This is a genomic window from Microcoleus sp. AT3-A2 (assembly GCF_036705685.1).
Classification (GTDB): Bacteria; Cyanobacteriota; Cyanobacteriia; order Cyanobacteriales; family Microcoleaceae; genus Microcoleus.
In genome coordinates, this window is record NZ_JAUBVF010000029.1 from 38,562 (window position 1) to 55,250 (window position 16,689).

At 44.4% G+C, this 16,689-nt stretch carries 7 protein-coding genes and 2 pseudogenes; 5 read left to right on the forward strand and 4 right to left on the reverse strand.

The annotated features are described in order from the left end of the window. Positions 1-178: 178 nt before the first annotated feature. On the forward strand, positions 179-4,039 hold the full coding sequence (locus QUB37_RS17265; RefSeq protein WP_333164156.1) for a GAF domain-containing protein: 3,861 nt from the start codon (positions 179-181) through the stop codon (positions 4,037-4,039). 94 nt (positions 4,040-4,133) lie between these two features. On the opposite strand, the gene QUB37_RS17270 is transcribed toward QUB37_RS17265, so the two are convergent. From QUB37_RS17270 to QUB37_RS17285, 4 genes and pseudogenes are all read right to left on the reverse strand, one after another. Continuing rightward, positions 4,134-10,166, reverse strand: coding sequence for a response regulator (locus QUB37_RS17270; RefSeq protein ID WP_445300035.1), 6,033 nt, complete (start codon positions 10,164-10,166; stop codon positions 4,134-4,136). 132 nt (positions 10,167-10,298) lie between these two features. Beyond that, positions 10,299-10,703, reverse strand: coding sequence for a hemerythrin family protein (locus QUB37_RS17275; protein WP_333164160.1), 405 nt, complete (start codon positions 10,701-10,703; stop codon positions 10,299-10,301). Positions 10,704-10,721: 18 nt separating this feature from the next. Continuing rightward, entirely contained in the window at positions 10,722-11,735 is a 1,014-nt protein-coding gene (locus QUB37_RS17280; protein WP_333164163.1) for a PleD family two-component system response regulator, read from the reverse strand. A gap of 813 nt (positions 11,736-12,548) precedes the next feature. Then, positions 12,549-13,692 (reverse strand): annotated as a pseudogene (locus QUB37_RS17285) (ISAs1 family transposase). A 250-nt stretch (positions 13,693-13,942) separates the two neighbouring features. On the opposite strand from QUB37_RS17285, the gene QUB37_RS17290 reads away from it, so the two are divergent. The 4 genes and pseudogenes from QUB37_RS17290 (at position 13,943) to QUB37_RS17305 (ending at position 16,673) form a co-directional block, all read left to right on the forward strand. Further along, entirely contained in the window at positions 13,943-14,896 is a 954-nt protein-coding gene (locus QUB37_RS17290) for a hypothetical protein (RefSeq protein WP_333164166.1), read from the forward strand. Between the two features lie 100 nt (positions 14,897-14,996). After that, positions 14,997-15,182, forward strand: a complete 186-nt coding sequence (locus QUB37_RS17295) for a PCP reductase family protein (protein WP_333164169.1) — start codon at positions 14,997-14,999, stop codon at positions 15,180-15,182. A 75-nt stretch (positions 15,183-15,257) separates the two neighbouring features. Next, positions 15,258-15,983, forward strand: coding sequence for a triose-phosphate isomerase (tpiA, locus tag QUB37_RS17300; RefSeq protein WP_333164239.1), 726 nt, complete (start codon positions 15,258-15,260; stop codon positions 15,981-15,983). 129 nt (positions 15,984-16,112) lie between these two features. Next, a pseudogene (locus tag QUB37_RS17305) lies at positions 16,113-16,673 on the forward strand (Uma2 family endonuclease). The last annotated feature ends 16 nt before the right edge of the window (positions 16,674-16,689 follow it).

Sequence of the window (16,689 nt, forward strand, 5' to 3'; positions counted from 1 at the left end):
TGGAAAGTTGCACTGAAAAGTTGCAGTTTTAAGGCAGATCGCTACAGGTGCAAAACTAATCGACGATCGCCATCAGGATATTTATATTTTATTAAATGGCTGTGCTTGCCGAATTTTTTAACAGGCACAAAACTTTTGGGCCGCTTACTGTTATTGCTAGGAAAGCAAAAGATTAATAATGGACTCATTAAAGATCGAAAATCTCAAGATGACGTTCGATCGAGCAAATTTGCTCGATCGCATCGCCAACCGCATTCGCCGCTCTCTAGAACTACCCGAAATTCTGAGCGCAACAGCAGCGGAAGTTCAATCATTCTTGGGAACAGACAGAGTAAAAATCTACAAATTTCATAGCGACGGTAGCGGTGAAGTTATTGCCGAATCAATTAACGGCAACCGCTTGCCATCCCTATTAGGGCTGCATTTTCCAGCAGACGATATTCCCCCTCACGCCCGCGAAATGTTCGCGCAACTACAGGTGCGATCAATCGTCGATATAGATTCCGGGCTGCTAGGCCAAAGTCCGCGCCGCGAGGCGGTTTCGGGCCAACTGCTGCCCGACGACGAAATCCGCTTTCGTGCGGTTGACCCCTGCCACGCTGAATACTTGACTGCACTGGGCGTCAAGGCTTGCTTGGTAGTACCAATTTTTCACGGCGAAGAATTCTGGGGGTTGTTGGTATCTCACCACTCCGAGTCCCGGAGTGTGGCAGAAAACGAACTCCAAGGCGTTCAGATGGTGGCAGATCAGCTCGGCGTCGCCATAGCCCAATCAACCCTCCTCGCGCGAGCGAGGGCTAAAGCTCAACGGGAAGCCGCAGTCAACCGCGTCGCCGCAGCCCTTAACTCCCAGCCAGCGATTGAACTCCAAACAGCTTTGGCAGAATCGGTAGCAGCACTAGACGCCGGCGGCGGCAGGCTGTGCATTTTCGCCACACCATTCATTTCCGACAGCAGCAAAGTTCCGAATCTAGTTCCCTATTCGGATAACTCCACTGGCGAACTCACAGTCTACACTTGCGGCTCAGAGCCGAAGATGCCAATTTCGGCAAAATACCCGCAGGTGGAGCAATACAGCGTCTGGCACGAATATTTTAAATCCGGCGAGCAACAGGTTTGGGCAATTCCCGACTTGTACCAAATTAGCAGTTTGAGAAGCCTACAACCTGCATTTCGATCGACTAAAATTCGCAGCATTTTAATCGTACCGCTCAGAACCCGCCAGCAAATATTCGGTTACTTGACCATTTTTCGAGAAGAATTTGACACCGAAACTCTCTGGGCTAGACAGTTTGATAGCGACGGGCGGCTTGCCCAATCTCGGATCTCTTTTGAAGCGTGGAAAGAGTCAAAAACAGCCCAAATTCGCGAATGGAAAACTGAAGAAATCGAATTATTCCAAATTTTTAGCACCCACTTTTCTAATGCTATCAACCACTACCAACTAGATCAACAAATAGAAGAACTTAACACAAATTTAGAAAATCAAGTTCAAAAGCGCACCGCTCAACTACAGCAGTTGACCCAACAGCAGCGAGTGCTGTTTGAAGTGGTAGCAAAAATGCGGAAATCCCTCGAATTGAACAAAATTTTTAGCACGATGTCCCAGGAAGTGCGGCGGGCTTTAAATGCCGATAGAGTTGCGGTTTACCGCTTCGATTCCGCATCAGAATTTAACGATGGCGAATTCGTTGCCGAAGATGTTTTGCCAGATTTTGTGTCAGCAATGGCAGTCAAAGTCCACGATCACTGCTTTGGAGAAAACTACGCCAATCTCTACTCTCAGGGGCGAGTTCACGCCATGTCCGACATCAGACAAGCCGGACTGCAAGATTGCTTTCAGCAAGTCTTGGAGCAATTTCAGGTCAAAGCTACTTTAGTTGCACCGATTATGAAAGGCAACGACCTTTGGGGGTTGCTGTGCGTACACCAATGTTCGGCTCCCCGCAACTGGGAATCTTCCGAAATTAAGTTTGCTACCCAAATTTCCGCGCAGCTCAGTATCGCCATAGAACAAGCAGATTTGCTCGCTCAAACTCAGCAGCAAGCAGTTGAGTTGCAGCGGGTAGCAGAGCAGGAGCGAATACTATTTGAGGTGGTTGCTAAGATTCGACAATCTCTCGATTTAGATACAATTTTTCGTACTACAACTACAGAAGTGCGGCGGATATTAAAGGCAGATAGAGTTGGCATTTATCGCTTTGATTCTAGTTTAAACTTTAATGAAGGCGAATTTATTACCGAAGATGTTTTGCCTGGTTTTTCTTCGGCAATGAATGTAAAAGTTCGCGATCATTTCTTTAGCGAAAACTATGCCAAAAAATATAGTCAGGGACAGATTAAAGTGCTACCAGATGTCGAAAATGCTGGACTTTCAGACTGCCATGCTGCTCTTTTAGCTCAATTTCAAATTAGAGCTCAGGTGATTATGCCGCTGATGAATGGCAGCGAACTTTGGGGTTTGCTGTGCGTGCACCAGTGCAGCGGTTTGCGCCATTGGAACACTTCGGAAATTCAGTTTGCTACGCAAGTTGGAATTCAGTTGAGTGCAGGATTAGAACAAGCAGATTTGTTGGCTAAAACGCGGCAGCAATCAGTTGATTTGCAGTGGGCAGCCGAGCAACAGCGGATACTGTTTGAAGTGGTGGCTAAGATTCGAGAATCTCTCGATATCAACGCGATTTTTAAGACTGCAACTCAAGAAGTTGGTCAGTTTATGCAAGTCGATAGAATAGCCGTTTATCGCTTAAATCCTGATTTGAGCGGTCAATATATTGCCGAGTTTGTGAAAGATGGCTGGATAAAATTGGTAGGGGAAGGTATCAGTACGGTTTGGCAAGATACTTATTTGCAGTCAAACCAAGGTGGCAAGTATCTGAATAATGAAACGATAGTCGTTGACGATATCTATCAAGCTTGTCACTCGGAGTGTGACATTGGTATTTTAGAGCAATTTCAGGTGAAGGCTTATGCGATCGCGCCGATTTTTGTAGGACAAGAACTTTGGGGTTTGCTGACAGCGTATCAACATTCTGGGCCCCGCTGTTGGGAAAGTTCAGAAGTTAACTTTTTAGCTCAGATTGCCAATCAATTAGGCGTTGCTATCCAACAAGCCGATTTGCTGGCTCAAACCAGACGCCAAGCAGAACAAATCGCTCAAAGTTTAAAAGATTTGCAGCACACTCAAGCTCAATTGATTCAAACTGAAAAAATGTCTGGTTTGGGGCAACTGGTAGCCGGGATTGCTCACGAAATTAACAATCCGGTTAATTTTATTTACGGCAATCTCAATCACGCTAGTGAATATACTGCTAGCTTACTGAGTTTGCTGGAACTTTACCAGCAGCAATATCCCGCTTATAGTCCTGAAATAGACAAATTGAGTGAAGATATTGACTTGGAATTTCTGCTAGAAGATTTGCCAAAATTGCTATCGTCAATGAAGGTGGGAGCCGATCGCATCCGTCAAATAGTTCTGTCTTTAAGGAATTTCTCTCGTCTTGACGAAAGTCAAATGAAGGCGGTTGATATTCACGAGGGCATTGACAGCACGCTGTTAATTTTACAGCACAGGCTGAAATCTAATGCGGACAGTGCAAACATTGTGCTAGTGAAAGAATACGGCATTTTGCATCGAGTTGAGTGTTATGCTGGACAGTTGAATCAGGTATTCATGAATGTAATTGGGAATGCGATCGATGCTTTGGAATCGCACAAGTTGCTCGCTGGTCAATCTGTAGATCCTCAAATTAAAATCTCTACTGCTGTCGGTCAACTTAATGGTACTCTTCCTAGCGCGCTGATTCGGATTTCTGATAACGGTACGGGGATTTCGGAATCTATGAGAAAACGCATATTTGACCCTTTTTTCACGACTAAGCCAGTGGGTAAAGGTACTGGATTGGGACTGTCAATTAGTTACCAAATTGTGGTAGAGAAACACGGCGGCGTTTTAAAATGCAATTCGGAATTGGGGAAAGGTACTGAGTTTGTGATCGAGATTCCGCTTCGACAGGAGCCAGCAGTCATTAGTCATTAGTCATTAGTTATCAGTCATTATCTCTCTTTTGTCACTTCGGAGATGTGACAGTTGCGTAAGTTCTGATGCCAAAAGATGCCTATTTAATTGACTTTTACAGATCAGTTTCGGTCTTTTCTAGTTCTTGTTGGAGAGTATTCTTGACACGATCGTACTCAACCTCGATTTGAGCCAACAGCGTTGAGGCTTGATCTAGTTCACCAGAGGTACTGATGACTTCTAACCTGCTACAAAGCTGGGCCAGAGGACTCGCGCTTAGATTCGCACTACTGCCTTTGAGGGTATGAGCCACTCGCTTTAGGGTTTGAGTATCCGCTTGGGCGATCGCTAATTTCATAGCTTGTAGCAACTTTAGAGATTCCTCAAAGTAGCAGTTTGCCAGCAAGCTCAAAATCTGGGTTGAATCTTGATCGATGCTGCTACAGAAGGCTTGTAGTTCAGTGAGGTTAACCGCTGGCACATCAATTTCTGGCTTGTTGCTATCTGATTCCTCCTTTTGGGCCTGCTGCGGTTCCGGGTTGGGTGGACACTGACTCAGCGCTTGGATGAGAGCCTCTAGTCGAATTGGTTTACTGATATAGTCATTCATGCCAGCATCAAGACAAACCTGGCGATCGCCCTGCATGGCATTTGCCGTCATGGCAATAATCCTGGGACGAGTATGAGCCGGCCACTCCTGGCAAATACGACGGCTGGCTTCTAGTCCATCCATCTCTGGCATTTGTACATCCATCAGCACCACATCATAAGGCTGGCGATTCAGGGCTTCCAAAACTTCCAATCCATTGGCAGCAATATCTGCCCGGTATCCCAAACGCTCTAACAGCAGCAGTGCCACCTTCTGATTCACCAGATGATCTTCTGCTAAAAGAATTCGCAGTGGGAGTCTCTGGGCCAGTTTCATATCATCCTGAACAGATTTAGGAAGTTGTTGTTGAACTTTTTTCGGTTGAGCTTGTAGCACATGGATCAGTATTTGATAGAGCTGGGATTGTTTGATGGGTTTGGTTAAAAAAGCCGCAAAGTGGGTGGAGAGCGCTGAAGAACTCGCTTCTGGGTAGCCCATTGAAGTCAGCAACACTAGGGGTAAACGGTGGTACTTAGGATGCTGGTGGATGGCTGAAGCGAGTGTGAGGCCGTCCATTTGTGGCATTTGCATATCTAAAATAGCCACATCAAAGGTTTCTCCACTCTCAAGCCAGTTGAGCGCTTCCACAGCCGATTGGGCAGCCAGACTCTGCATCCCCCAAGTATCTGCTTGCAACGTCAGAATCTGTCGGTTAGTGGGCTGGTCATCCACGATTAATAAACGCTTGCCAGATAGTTCTGGTAACATTTCCATCGGTTCCGCTAACTCAGTAGCCACAGAGGATGCCACAATCGTGAAGTAGAAGGTAGAACCCATTGTGACTCGATTAAGCTTAGCGGCTTGCCATTTTGGTGAAGGGGTTCCTCCGACGTGGCCTCGGCTTTCAACCCAGATCATGCCGTTCATCGTTTCAGTCAGTCGCTTACTAATCACCAAACCTAAACCAGTCCCTCCATACTGCCGAGTCGTCGAAGCATCTACTTGGCTAAAAGACTTGAACAGTCGATCGAGCCGGTTGGCTGGAATACCAATGCCTGTGTCTTGAATGGCAAACTGGATTTCATACAAGCTTTCTGACAAGTTACCTGGCTCAGAAATTGTTTTGTCAGAATCCACTAGAGAGGCTTCTACGGAAATGGTAACTTCCCCAGCTTCAGTAAACTTAATCGCATTGTTGAGCAAGTTAACTAGAATCTGACGGAGACGGGTGACATCACCCAAAATGAAGTTAGGAGTCTGAGGCTGGATGAAGTAGCCCAATTCAATATTTTTCTCATCTGCTTTTACTGCAAGTTGGTCGATCGCATTTTCTATACAATCTCTCAAGCTCAAAGGATGCTTTTCTAACTCCAGCTTGCCCGACTCAATTTTGGAGAAGTCAAGGATGTCGTTGATGATGCTAAGGAGGGTATCCCCACTATTACGAATCGTCTCGATAAAGTCTCGCTGTTGAGCCTTGAGTTCTGTATCGAGCAGTAGTCCCGTCATACCAATAACCGCATTCATGGGAGTGCGAATTTCATGGCTCATCATCGCCAGAAACTCACTTTTGGCTCTGTTCGCAGCTTCTGCTTCCAGTCTAGTTTGCTCCAGGGTACAGTTTTTCAGAGTTAATTCTTCTCGTTGTCGAGTTTCTTGCTCTAGTAACTTGGCTTGAGCTAGGGCAATTCCTACTTGAGCCGCGACTGATTCTAGCAACTCCACTTGATCGGTGGTCCAATGACGGTAACGATCGCACTGGTGCAAACAAATGGCACCATTCGGTTCTCCTTGGTAAGAGGTTCGCACTGCTAATGTCGATCTCAAATTGAGATTGGTACAAATTGAATGAGCACAGGTGAGCAATGATTCGCAATAGACATCCGGGGAGGCGATGGCTTCATCTTGAGCCATCAATTGTTTTGTATAAGCAGGACTGGCCGACAAAATATCATGCTCCCCGCTGGGCGCTGACCCCACTGCTAGATACTCGGCAACGATAGGAAACTGAGGCAGTGGATTGTCTTGGTATGTGCTAATTAAGCAGCGACTCACCCCAAGAGCTTGCCCAATCTGAATAGCAGCCGTTGCAAATATCTGCTGAGCATTGAGGCTTTGACGAATTTCTTCGGTAATTTGCTTCAGCAGTAGGGCTTTTTGCAACTGTCGTTGTAGTGCTTCTTCTGCCTCCTTGCGATCGCTAATATCCTTCATGAAGCAGTGATGCCCGACAAACACATTTTGCTCGTCATAAGTAGAGACCATCACCACTTGTTTATAGAAGCTAGAGCCATTTTTTCGCATTCCCCTAGCCTCCACTTCGACTCTGCCGTCTCTCAACATTTGCTCATAAGCAGCCGCCATCTTCTCAACATCTTCAGGATGAACGGTTCTTTGCCATTCCATCCCTAGCATTTCCTCGGGCTGATATCCGCAGATGGCAGCATAAGTCACATTGACAGAGATATAGCATCCTTGAGGGTCCAGCCGAGAAATGCCTGCCACGGCATTTTCTAGCGCCGCACTCATTTGTTGCAGTTCCGCTTCGGCTCGTTTGCGCTCGCTAATTTCAATTAGAATGCAACCCACCGCTATAGGCTGCTCTGCATACTTGAAAATGGGAAAGTGAGAAGTTAGCCAGTAGCGCTTGGCACCCGTTTGACTGGATACTTCTGTGCTAATTTCCAAGTTGATCGAAGGTTTTCCAGTTGTTAAAACCTGTTGTAATAGTGGATTCACACCAGAAGCAAATTCTCCCAAAACATTATCGGTTGTCTTACCTAAGTGAGCCTCCACAGAGTGGCCATTAATTTTAGCTAGTGCCTCATTGATTTGTAAAAATCGAAACTGTTGATCGTGGATACACAGCCCCACCCCTGCTAGGGAAGCTCCTTTAAAGAAAGCATTCAATAATTGCTCTCTGGCTTGAATTTCCTGCTCTAAGTTTTTGCGCTCGGTAATATCGCTGTGAGAACCAGTCATACGGACAACTCTGCCCGCTTCATCCGAAAGCGCCTGCCCTCGAGTTAGAATCCACTTGTAGCTCCCATCCTTACAAAGAACTCGATGTTCCGTAGTATAAAAAGAAGTTTTTCCCTCAAAGTGATCTTGAATTACTTGCATGACGCAACCGAGATCCTCGGGATGCACCCGCTTGCTCCATTCGTCCAGGTGATGGGGAATTTCATGGTCTTCGTAGCCCAACATTTCTTTCCAGCGAGCGGAGAAGAATGCTTCATTGGTGTTGACGTTCCAATCCCATACCCCATCATTACTACCACGTAGGGCGAGTTCCCACCGCTCTTCACTCGCTTGCAGAGCGACTTCTGCCTCATGCCGTTCAATTTCACTACCAATCCATTGAGCCATCAGCTTCAGTAATTCCACATGGGCAGATTTAAAGCTGTCTGCACGGGGAGATTTACTAGAGAAGCTGAGTGTACTGTAGACTTGGCCTGCAACTAATACTCGTGTTCCAATATAAGCTTCTATGCCAAGGACAACATAGGCAGGATGGTAACGCCATTTGGAGGTGCCTATATGTTCGATGGTTAGGGGTTCATTTGTGTCTAAAGCTTCACAGCACAAAGTTTCCTTAATATCAAAGACGTCACCTGGTTTCAGGACTCCATCGGGCGATCGCACAACCATCACCTCATAAATATTATCTTGCACACGAGCCAAGATGCCACTTTCAAGCCCAAAATTCTCACATCCCATGTCAATCAACGCTTGGATGCGCTGCTCAAAATTGAGATTTTGGGTAGCAGTGACTTCATATAAAGCTCGTATCGCCGCCTCTCTTGTTCTTAGCTCAGTTTCGGCTTGTTTACGTCTCTTAATTTCAGCTTTCAGAGATCGATTGATTATAGATAATTTTTGCGTTCGTTCTTGAACCCGCTGTTCTAATGTAGCGTTGGCGTGTTGAATCTCCCTAAATTTTTGATTAAGGACGATCGCCATCAATTGAAAATTGCCAGCAAGCTCATTGATTTCAGTAACAGAGCTATGTTTCCATTCAAATGTTTCTTCTGAAAGCTTGTTGGGTAAGTCGGTAGTCGCAAGAGCTAAATAGGATAATGGCTTGACCAGTCGTTCGCTAACCAGCGTTGCAAACAAAAATGCCAACATTGTGATGACGAGTAAAATACTCAAGTCAGCCTTGTAGCGATTTTGTAAATTTTCTACATAGGGAGCTGCTGGAATTTCTAAGCGTAATCTCCAGTCCAGATCGGAGCTAATTGTAAATTCCTCTATATACAGAGAGTTTTTCCAACGGATCATTGGATTCTTGTTATTGCTAGGAAGCCACTGCTGCAAGGTTCCCTCTAAGATGCGAGTGCTGCCGTCCTTTGACTCCTCAAGACTGGTCAAAAGCTTTTGGTCGGATTGATTACTCGCAATGACTCGGTTGTTTTGATCTAGCAATGTAATGCGTATTTTCTGATCGTTTCTCTGGAAAATGTAGAGAGATTTGATCTTGCTCAATCCTAATGAACCGTGGATCAGCCCAATAAAACGACCTTGAACTTGCAGGGGCACATTCAATCCTACATTAGGTTCGTCCATTAATAAATGTTTGTGAATAGAAGTCATCCAAGGTGTCGATCGCTCTTGAGCCAGGGTAATGAGAGATTTATGTTCCCTGCTTTGTTCTATCAAGCGCCGACGGGCTTGATTAAAACGAGAAGAAGTAGCTAAAATTGTTCCAGATGAATCGGCAACATAAATTTTGTCAAAATCAGGCAACAACTGCTCGATTAGGCTAATTTTTTTTTGTAGCTGCTCGGATGATTGAATCGCTGTATTAGCAGCAGTTGTGGCTTCAGGTATGAGCGATTCTTCAGCTAATGTATTCAAAGCTAAGAGATGTCGCTGATGCCATCTAGATATGGCGCTAGTGATAGTTGTTGCGTTTGTTTGTAAATCCGTTTGCACCGTGGTTTGGATTTGACCAACAAAGTATCTACCATCAAAAACTAATAGGATCAGTCCTGGAATAAATACAAAAGCTACCAACAGATGAAAAATAGTTTGTTGTAAAGAGAGGGCGAGATGCTTTGAAGCACTAATCCACCGATAAATCGGCGCATACGAAATGATCAAGCTGGCAACTAAGGCATTAAAAATGCCGTTGACTGCTTGTTTGCACATAACGAGGATGGCCTGATTCGCATCCATCTGCATCATTTGACCGTAGAAAAGCCAAACGAGGGGCATTCCAATTAAGAACCAGTAAATTCCCTCGAATAACAGGATATTTGGCTGTTTGCGCTTCTTGCAAAGAAACCCTACAAACAGAGCCTCAATTACCAAAATAATCGTGGCGTATGGATGATTCCAAAGGATATAAGTATAGCTGCCTGCAATTAGACCAGCCAAGCCTCCCCAGCCCCAGCCGAAGTAGTAAGTAATAATCAGTATGGGAATACTGCCAAAGAGGAAATCAACCCCAAAGAAAAGAGACAAATTGCAATGGTTGCCCAGAAAACCCGCACCAGTGAGAAGGGCGATCGCACCTAACCATCTTTTATTACGCATTGAGCTAGCCCTTCCCATAAACTTTTATAATCGCTAGTTGCTGAATATTACCTGATTCCGATAAAAAAAGCGCCATCGAGCCGATCTATTATTTACCTGACAGTTTCCATGAAGATCGCACCATCGATTATTTAAGCTTTCCAGCAGCAATCAAGGCTTACTCATACACGACTTGAGTTCTCGATCGACTTTTTTAATATGGTTCACGAACCAATCTAGCAATTGTTCATTAACCTTAATGGCTAACGAAAGACTCGCTCCGTTGGTTTGTAGCTCTTGTTTAACTTCGCTCAGTGTTTTAATAAATTTGGTATGCGCCGCTGCATTGTTAGATGCAACTGGGCATTTGTATCTTTGCATACAAGTTTCTTCAAAGCCGAAGTGTTGTGCTACATACAAGTCTAAAAAATATACAATATTTTTTATTTCTTCCTTTCCACGGTTTGCCAACATGGCATCCACTAAGGTATTGAGTTGATCAATTAATTGTTTATGCTGGTGGTCAATTTCTGGAATACCAATACTTAACGAATCATTCCAAATGACGAGAGGCATAGTTTTTACCCTTATGATTTAACGGGTGAATTCATTAACTGTATGAATCGTGGTACAAAAAGTGTTACGACCTTTGTCTTTGGCGTGATAAAGTGCTGCATCGGCAGCAGTAATTAAAGTTTCTGGCCGGCTCTCTTGGGTAGGAATCACACTGGTAATACCGAAGCTGAGCGTAATGCAATGATACGGAGAACTCTTATGGACTATTGCTAAAGCTTGGATGCGAACCTGCATTTGCTTAACGATTTGGACGGCTCCCTCAAGCTCGGTGTCGGATAAAATAACTACAAATTCTTCACCTCCATAACGTGCTACTAAATCTCCAGCTCGATTAATACTGCGATTGAGAGCTGTGGCAACTTGCTGTAAACATAAATCCCCTGCTTGGTGTCCATAAGTATCGTTGTAAGGCTTGAAAAAATCGATATCACACAAAATCAGTGACAAAGGAGTTTGCTGCCTCGTCATGCGTCGCCACTCCTCCTCTAGCTGTTGGTCAAACTGACGGCGATTGGCAATCTGAGTCAAACCGTCAATTGACGCGAGGTATTTTAATTGTCGATTGGCGGCCTCTAGCTGCTTGTAAAGTAGGGTTTGTTGCTGTTGCAAATGGAATTGCTGAATCAACCGTCGCACTCTCTGTCGCAGAACAGCCCAGTGGATCGGCTTAGTAATATAGTCAGCCGCTCCCGCTGCAAACGCTCGATCAACAGATTCTTTGTCTTCCAAGCTAGTAATCATCAAAATAGGTGGGCGATCGCTCTGAGGCACTTCAGATAATTTTTGACAACAAGCAAAACCATCCATAGTAGGCATCACTGCATCTAGGAGGATTAGGTCTGGATGTACTTCCTCATAAGCTGCTAGCCCTGTCAACCCATCCGTAGCTTCGGCCACTCGGTATTTTTCCTTCTGTAAATACAGTCGAAGTTGTAAACGCATCAAGGCATCGTCATCCACAATCAGAATTAGAGAGGACGGTTCCGTAGATGGGTTAGTCGAAATGGCTGACTCTTCTAATGATTGATACATACGTCATGGTGTATCTCAAGCTTTGGAAACATTCTAGCCTAGCATATTTTGAGCTTGGGATGGACAGTGAAAAATTGACCAATATGTCATAAATTATACACCAGCTAAGCAGCCGCAACAAAATCGTAGGCAGCGTCGGGTTTGTTAAACCAACAGCCACAGTCTACTTAAAATTTATCGCTTTTTTTCGGGGATATAAAGTCTGGTCACTTGCACTAATTTTTGTAAATATGTAATTATTTTTGGGGCATTAAACAGTTTTTACAACGTCGAGCGAGCTTTGACGAACGATCGCCTGTTATCTGGCGATCGCCGCTCGAATAATATGCTATATTTCTCAACTTAATTCAGGCTTTTTCAGGTGCATCAAATTCCTCCCTCATCTTTGAGCGATCGTCCGCTCTATTTTTGGGAAATACATCTGATGGTCACACGATCGCGTATAGCTTCGCCCTTAGTTGAGCGTTTGTTCGCAAGAGGAAGCTCTGACTGCCAAAAGGCGTAAGCTTTGTTAAGAAATATTTACAGCCTTTTGCGCGTTCTCGGATAGGTTGTTTCTCTTCTTTCTCCCAATAATCCGCCCAGATAGTGTCTAAACTCCTGTCTTTGGGCTTGAGTCTGGAACACATCGTCACAGCATTGGCACCATCTTTCAAAGCATGGGGGCAGGGAAGCTATACTATAGCAATTCTCGCATCATTTGTGAATTTCTTACGGACTCCCCGCGAGTTCGGGGAGGGTTGGGGTGGGTAAAAAGTTTATGACTCATTTAGCATTGGTATATACTATAATAACAGGGTAAGAGCATCTCAATCAGTCTTGACAAAAGGATTTGAGAAGAAGCATCATGTATTCATCATTCATTGCAGCCCGTTTTCTTTTCTGTCGCAAGCTACGCTTGAGAGTAGTTTCTTGATTTACAGCATTCAGGGACATCCGTCTGATAACAGCCAAGTTTCGAGGGCTATTCAAGGACCGAATGCGAGATCGATCTTCATTGAAAGTGACATCTAAAACCCAATGTTCTTGATTTTCAATACTCCAATGTTGACGAATAACGCGACCATTAAGCTGGGCATCTACGGGTAAGGAACTTAAGTAAAATTGTACTTCATGAGTGGTTTTGTTCCACAGATAACGGAAACGTTCTACTATAACAATAGTCTGAATATCTGTCCAGTCTTCTTGTTTGTAAAGCCCCCCTAAAACCCCCACTGGAACCGCTCAAACTTTTCGAGTTTCGATTCGATGATGTGCTTCTTCCGTTCGGGAATCTTCACTCACTTCAATTCCCCCAAATTGCTGGGTTCTGGCTGTTTAAAACCAGGTTTTGACTTGTTTGTAAAGGGTGGGATGATTCTTTTTCAGAGTAACTACGTAATCAGCTTTTTTTTTACGAATCAGCCGTACAATCTCGGTTTGAGTACCCATCGCATCCATCGTAATAATCGCTCCGGTGACATCGATTAATTCCAATAGGGCTGGGATCGCTGTGATTTCATTGGAATGGTTTTCAACTTTAACTTGTCCAAGTACTAACCTATTTTCACTCGCCCACGCCGTCACTAAATGTAAATTCTTTTCCCCGGTTTTTCGGTCATAAGAACCTCGGATACTTTTTCCATCAATCGGGATAACTTGTTGGACAACTGGCCCAATTAATTGTTTAACCCATTCAGTCAACTTCTGTTCTAAAACTTTCGGGTCTAGCTTTTCAAAAACTCGTCGAAAGGTATCATCGCTCGGGATGCCATTGGGTAAGTCTAAAAATTTTTGCAACCATTGCTGCTTACTGATTCCATAATTTTCCATGTCTTCCCATCCCTCACCTCCAGCTATTGTAGATAATATGGCAATGACGAGAATGTCTTTCAGTAGGTGGCGTTTGGTTCGGTTCACCAAGAGTGTCGGGTACGTCATCAAAATAACTTGACAAGCTCCCTTGTAACTCTTGCATGGAAATAGGTGGGGCTTCTGAGCGTGGTTGCTTTGACGATTACGTTGGCCGGGCGGGCAGGAATCCTTTATCCATTGAGTTTTACGGCTTGATGACTTAGCTTTTAAGGCATTATAGAATTGCTCATACGTGAATGCCACGTTTTCTATAGTTGTCTTTTTGTCAAGTACAATTTATACCAAATTAGATGAGCTTACCCTGACTATAATAACTGGCAAAGAGTAAATTAACTTGATGGAGATAACTTACTATGGCAGTAGCACTCCCTGATTTTTCTCAAAGCGTTCAAAAAACGAAAGAAGTTTGGACGGAACAAGTCGGAAAAGCAGTGAATTCTGTTTCAGAAGCAACAGCAGAAGCTAAATCTTCTCTCTCCGAAACTGCATCTCAGGCCAAAGAAGCTCTCACTCAAACTACGAATTCTGCAGTCAATACTGTTAATCAAGCTACGAACAATGCTTTAGGTACTGTAGCGGAGAAAACAGAAAAAGCGAGACTTTCTATATCGGAAGTCGCGAATCAAGCAGTTAGTCGCGTCAGTGAAAGTACCAACAAAGCTGTTGATGCTGTTTCTCACTCTGCGGCAACTGCTAAAGAAACTATTAATCAAACTACTAACTCTGCGGTCAATACTCTGAATCAAAGCACTAGCCAAGCTGTAGAGAGTGTAAATCAAGCTACCGAAAAGGCTAAGGCTTCATTAGAAGATAGCATTAACAAGGCGGGAAATATGAGCGGCACCGCTTCAGATGCCATCAAAAGTGCTATCAATGGTACTGTCAAAGATTGGATTGATTCTCACCCTGTAGTCTTCTGGTTGGTGAGTCATCCGCTGATATCTTTAGCAATTTTGCTACTATTTATATTCATTATATTGGGTCTTTTTCAGGGTTTAAGTAGCTTTTTTGCTGGAGGATGGTTATTTATTCTGCAAAGCCCTGTAAAATTTATGCAAAGAGTTGTGAGTTTCGGCTCTAAATCTGTAAGTAATGTCGGTGGAGTGGCGGTAAACTCATTGGTTTCAAAGAATCCCCAAGACAAAAATAATTCAGGTTTACAATTGAGGGGAGTTGAATCAAACCGTTTGGAGTCTCAAGAACGACTTGCTAATATTTTGGGCAGGTTGGAGGCAATTCGAGAAGAGCAGAATCAGCTTTTACAAGAAGCGTCGGCAATTTTAGGCAACAAATTTAAGGCAGAGTGAGAAGGTGTGGGGCGATCGCAAATCGTGGTAAATTTAATACATCCAGGCTTTCCATCAAAGCCAGATCCATGAAGGCTTGTAGTCGATCGCTCAATACGCCATGCCCGATTCCGCATTTTCCGATGATTTAAAATGGACGCCAGAAGCCAAGGCGAAGCTGAAAAATATTCCCTATTTTGTCCGGGGACAAGCTCGCGTCCGCATCGAGCAGTTGGCCCGCGAAGCCGAAACCCAAGTCGTCACCGTTGACTTAGTTGAGCAAGCTCGCATCGAGTTTGGGCAATAAGGGCTTGAAATGTACCCTAAAGCTTTAAACTATAAGTTGCCTGATTTTGATGTTCACAGAGCTACTGAGTCACCCGTGCGGAAAATAGTTATTGCTGGCAACTGGAAAATGTACAAAACTAGGACTGAATCCCTAGAGTTTCTTCAAGGATTCATGTCCTGCCTGACGGAAACCCCAGAGGAACGGGAAGTCGTGCTTTGCGTTCCCTTCACTTCCTTGGCTGTCCTCTCGAAAAATTTGCACGGCAGCCGTATCAGACTCGGTGCTCAGAACGTTCACTGGCAAGAGTCTGGAGCTTTTACAGGGGAAATTTCCGGGCCAATGCTGAGTGAACTTGGTGTGCGCTATGTCATCATCGGCCACAGTGAGCGCCGCCAATATTTTGGGGAAACTGACGAAACGGTGAATTTGCGGCTGAAAGCTGCTCAGAAATACGATTTAATTCCGATTCTGTGCGTTGGGGAAACCAAGCAGCAGCGAGATGCAGGCGAAACAGAAGCTCACATTTTTTCTCAATTGGAAAAAGATTTGGTTGGTGTTGACCAAAATAAGTTGGTAATTGCTTACGAGCCGATTTGGGCAATTGGCACTGGCGATACTTGCGAAACGAAGGAAGCTAACCGAGTTATTGGTTTGATTCGCAGTAAATTGACTAATCCTGGCGTGCCAATTCAGTACGGTGGTTCTGTTAAACCGGAGAATATTGATGAAGTTATGGCGATGCCTGAGATTGACGGTGTTCTGGTAGGCGGTGCGAGTTTGGAAGCTGCGAGTTTTGCTCGAATTGTCAATTATCAGTAATTGCTAATTGGTAATTGCTAATTGGTAATTGTTAATTGGTAAGTGGAACAAGGGCAGCGGGAATTAAACAGCTATCGCCTACAATTGTGATGTGCCGTTCAGTGTTTCTCGGATCGGGAGAATTAACCTATGACTGCGATAGTTAAACCCAAACCCGCCTTAGACGAGTTCCTCAAGCTTCCTGAAACTGAACCTGCCTCAGAATTTCTTGAGGGACACATCATTCAGAAGCCGATGCCTCAAGGTGAACACAGCGTAGTTCAAGGTGAACTCTGCAAGACTATCAATCAAGTAGCGAAAACTCGGAAAATTGCCAATGCTTTTCCCGAGTTGCGCTGCACTTTTGGCGGCGCATCAATCGTGCCAGATCGAGCAGTATTCCGATGGGAAAGAATTCTTTTTTTGCCGTCTGGTAGAATTGCTAACCGTTTTGACATTAATCCCGACTGGTAGATAGAAATTCTCTCTCCAAACCAAAGCCAAACAAAAGTGCTGAGTAACTTACTCCACTGTTCGCGAAACGGCATTGAGTTGGGGTGGTTAATAGATCCAGAAGAAGAGAGTATTTTGGCAGTATCTCCAGGACAAAAAGTAGAACTGTACAAAGGTGCAGCTCTGTTGCCAATAATTGATAAAATTGAATTAGAATTGACAGTTGACACTGTTTTTAGCTGGTTGAGTTTTGGTTGAATTAAGAATAGCGCTT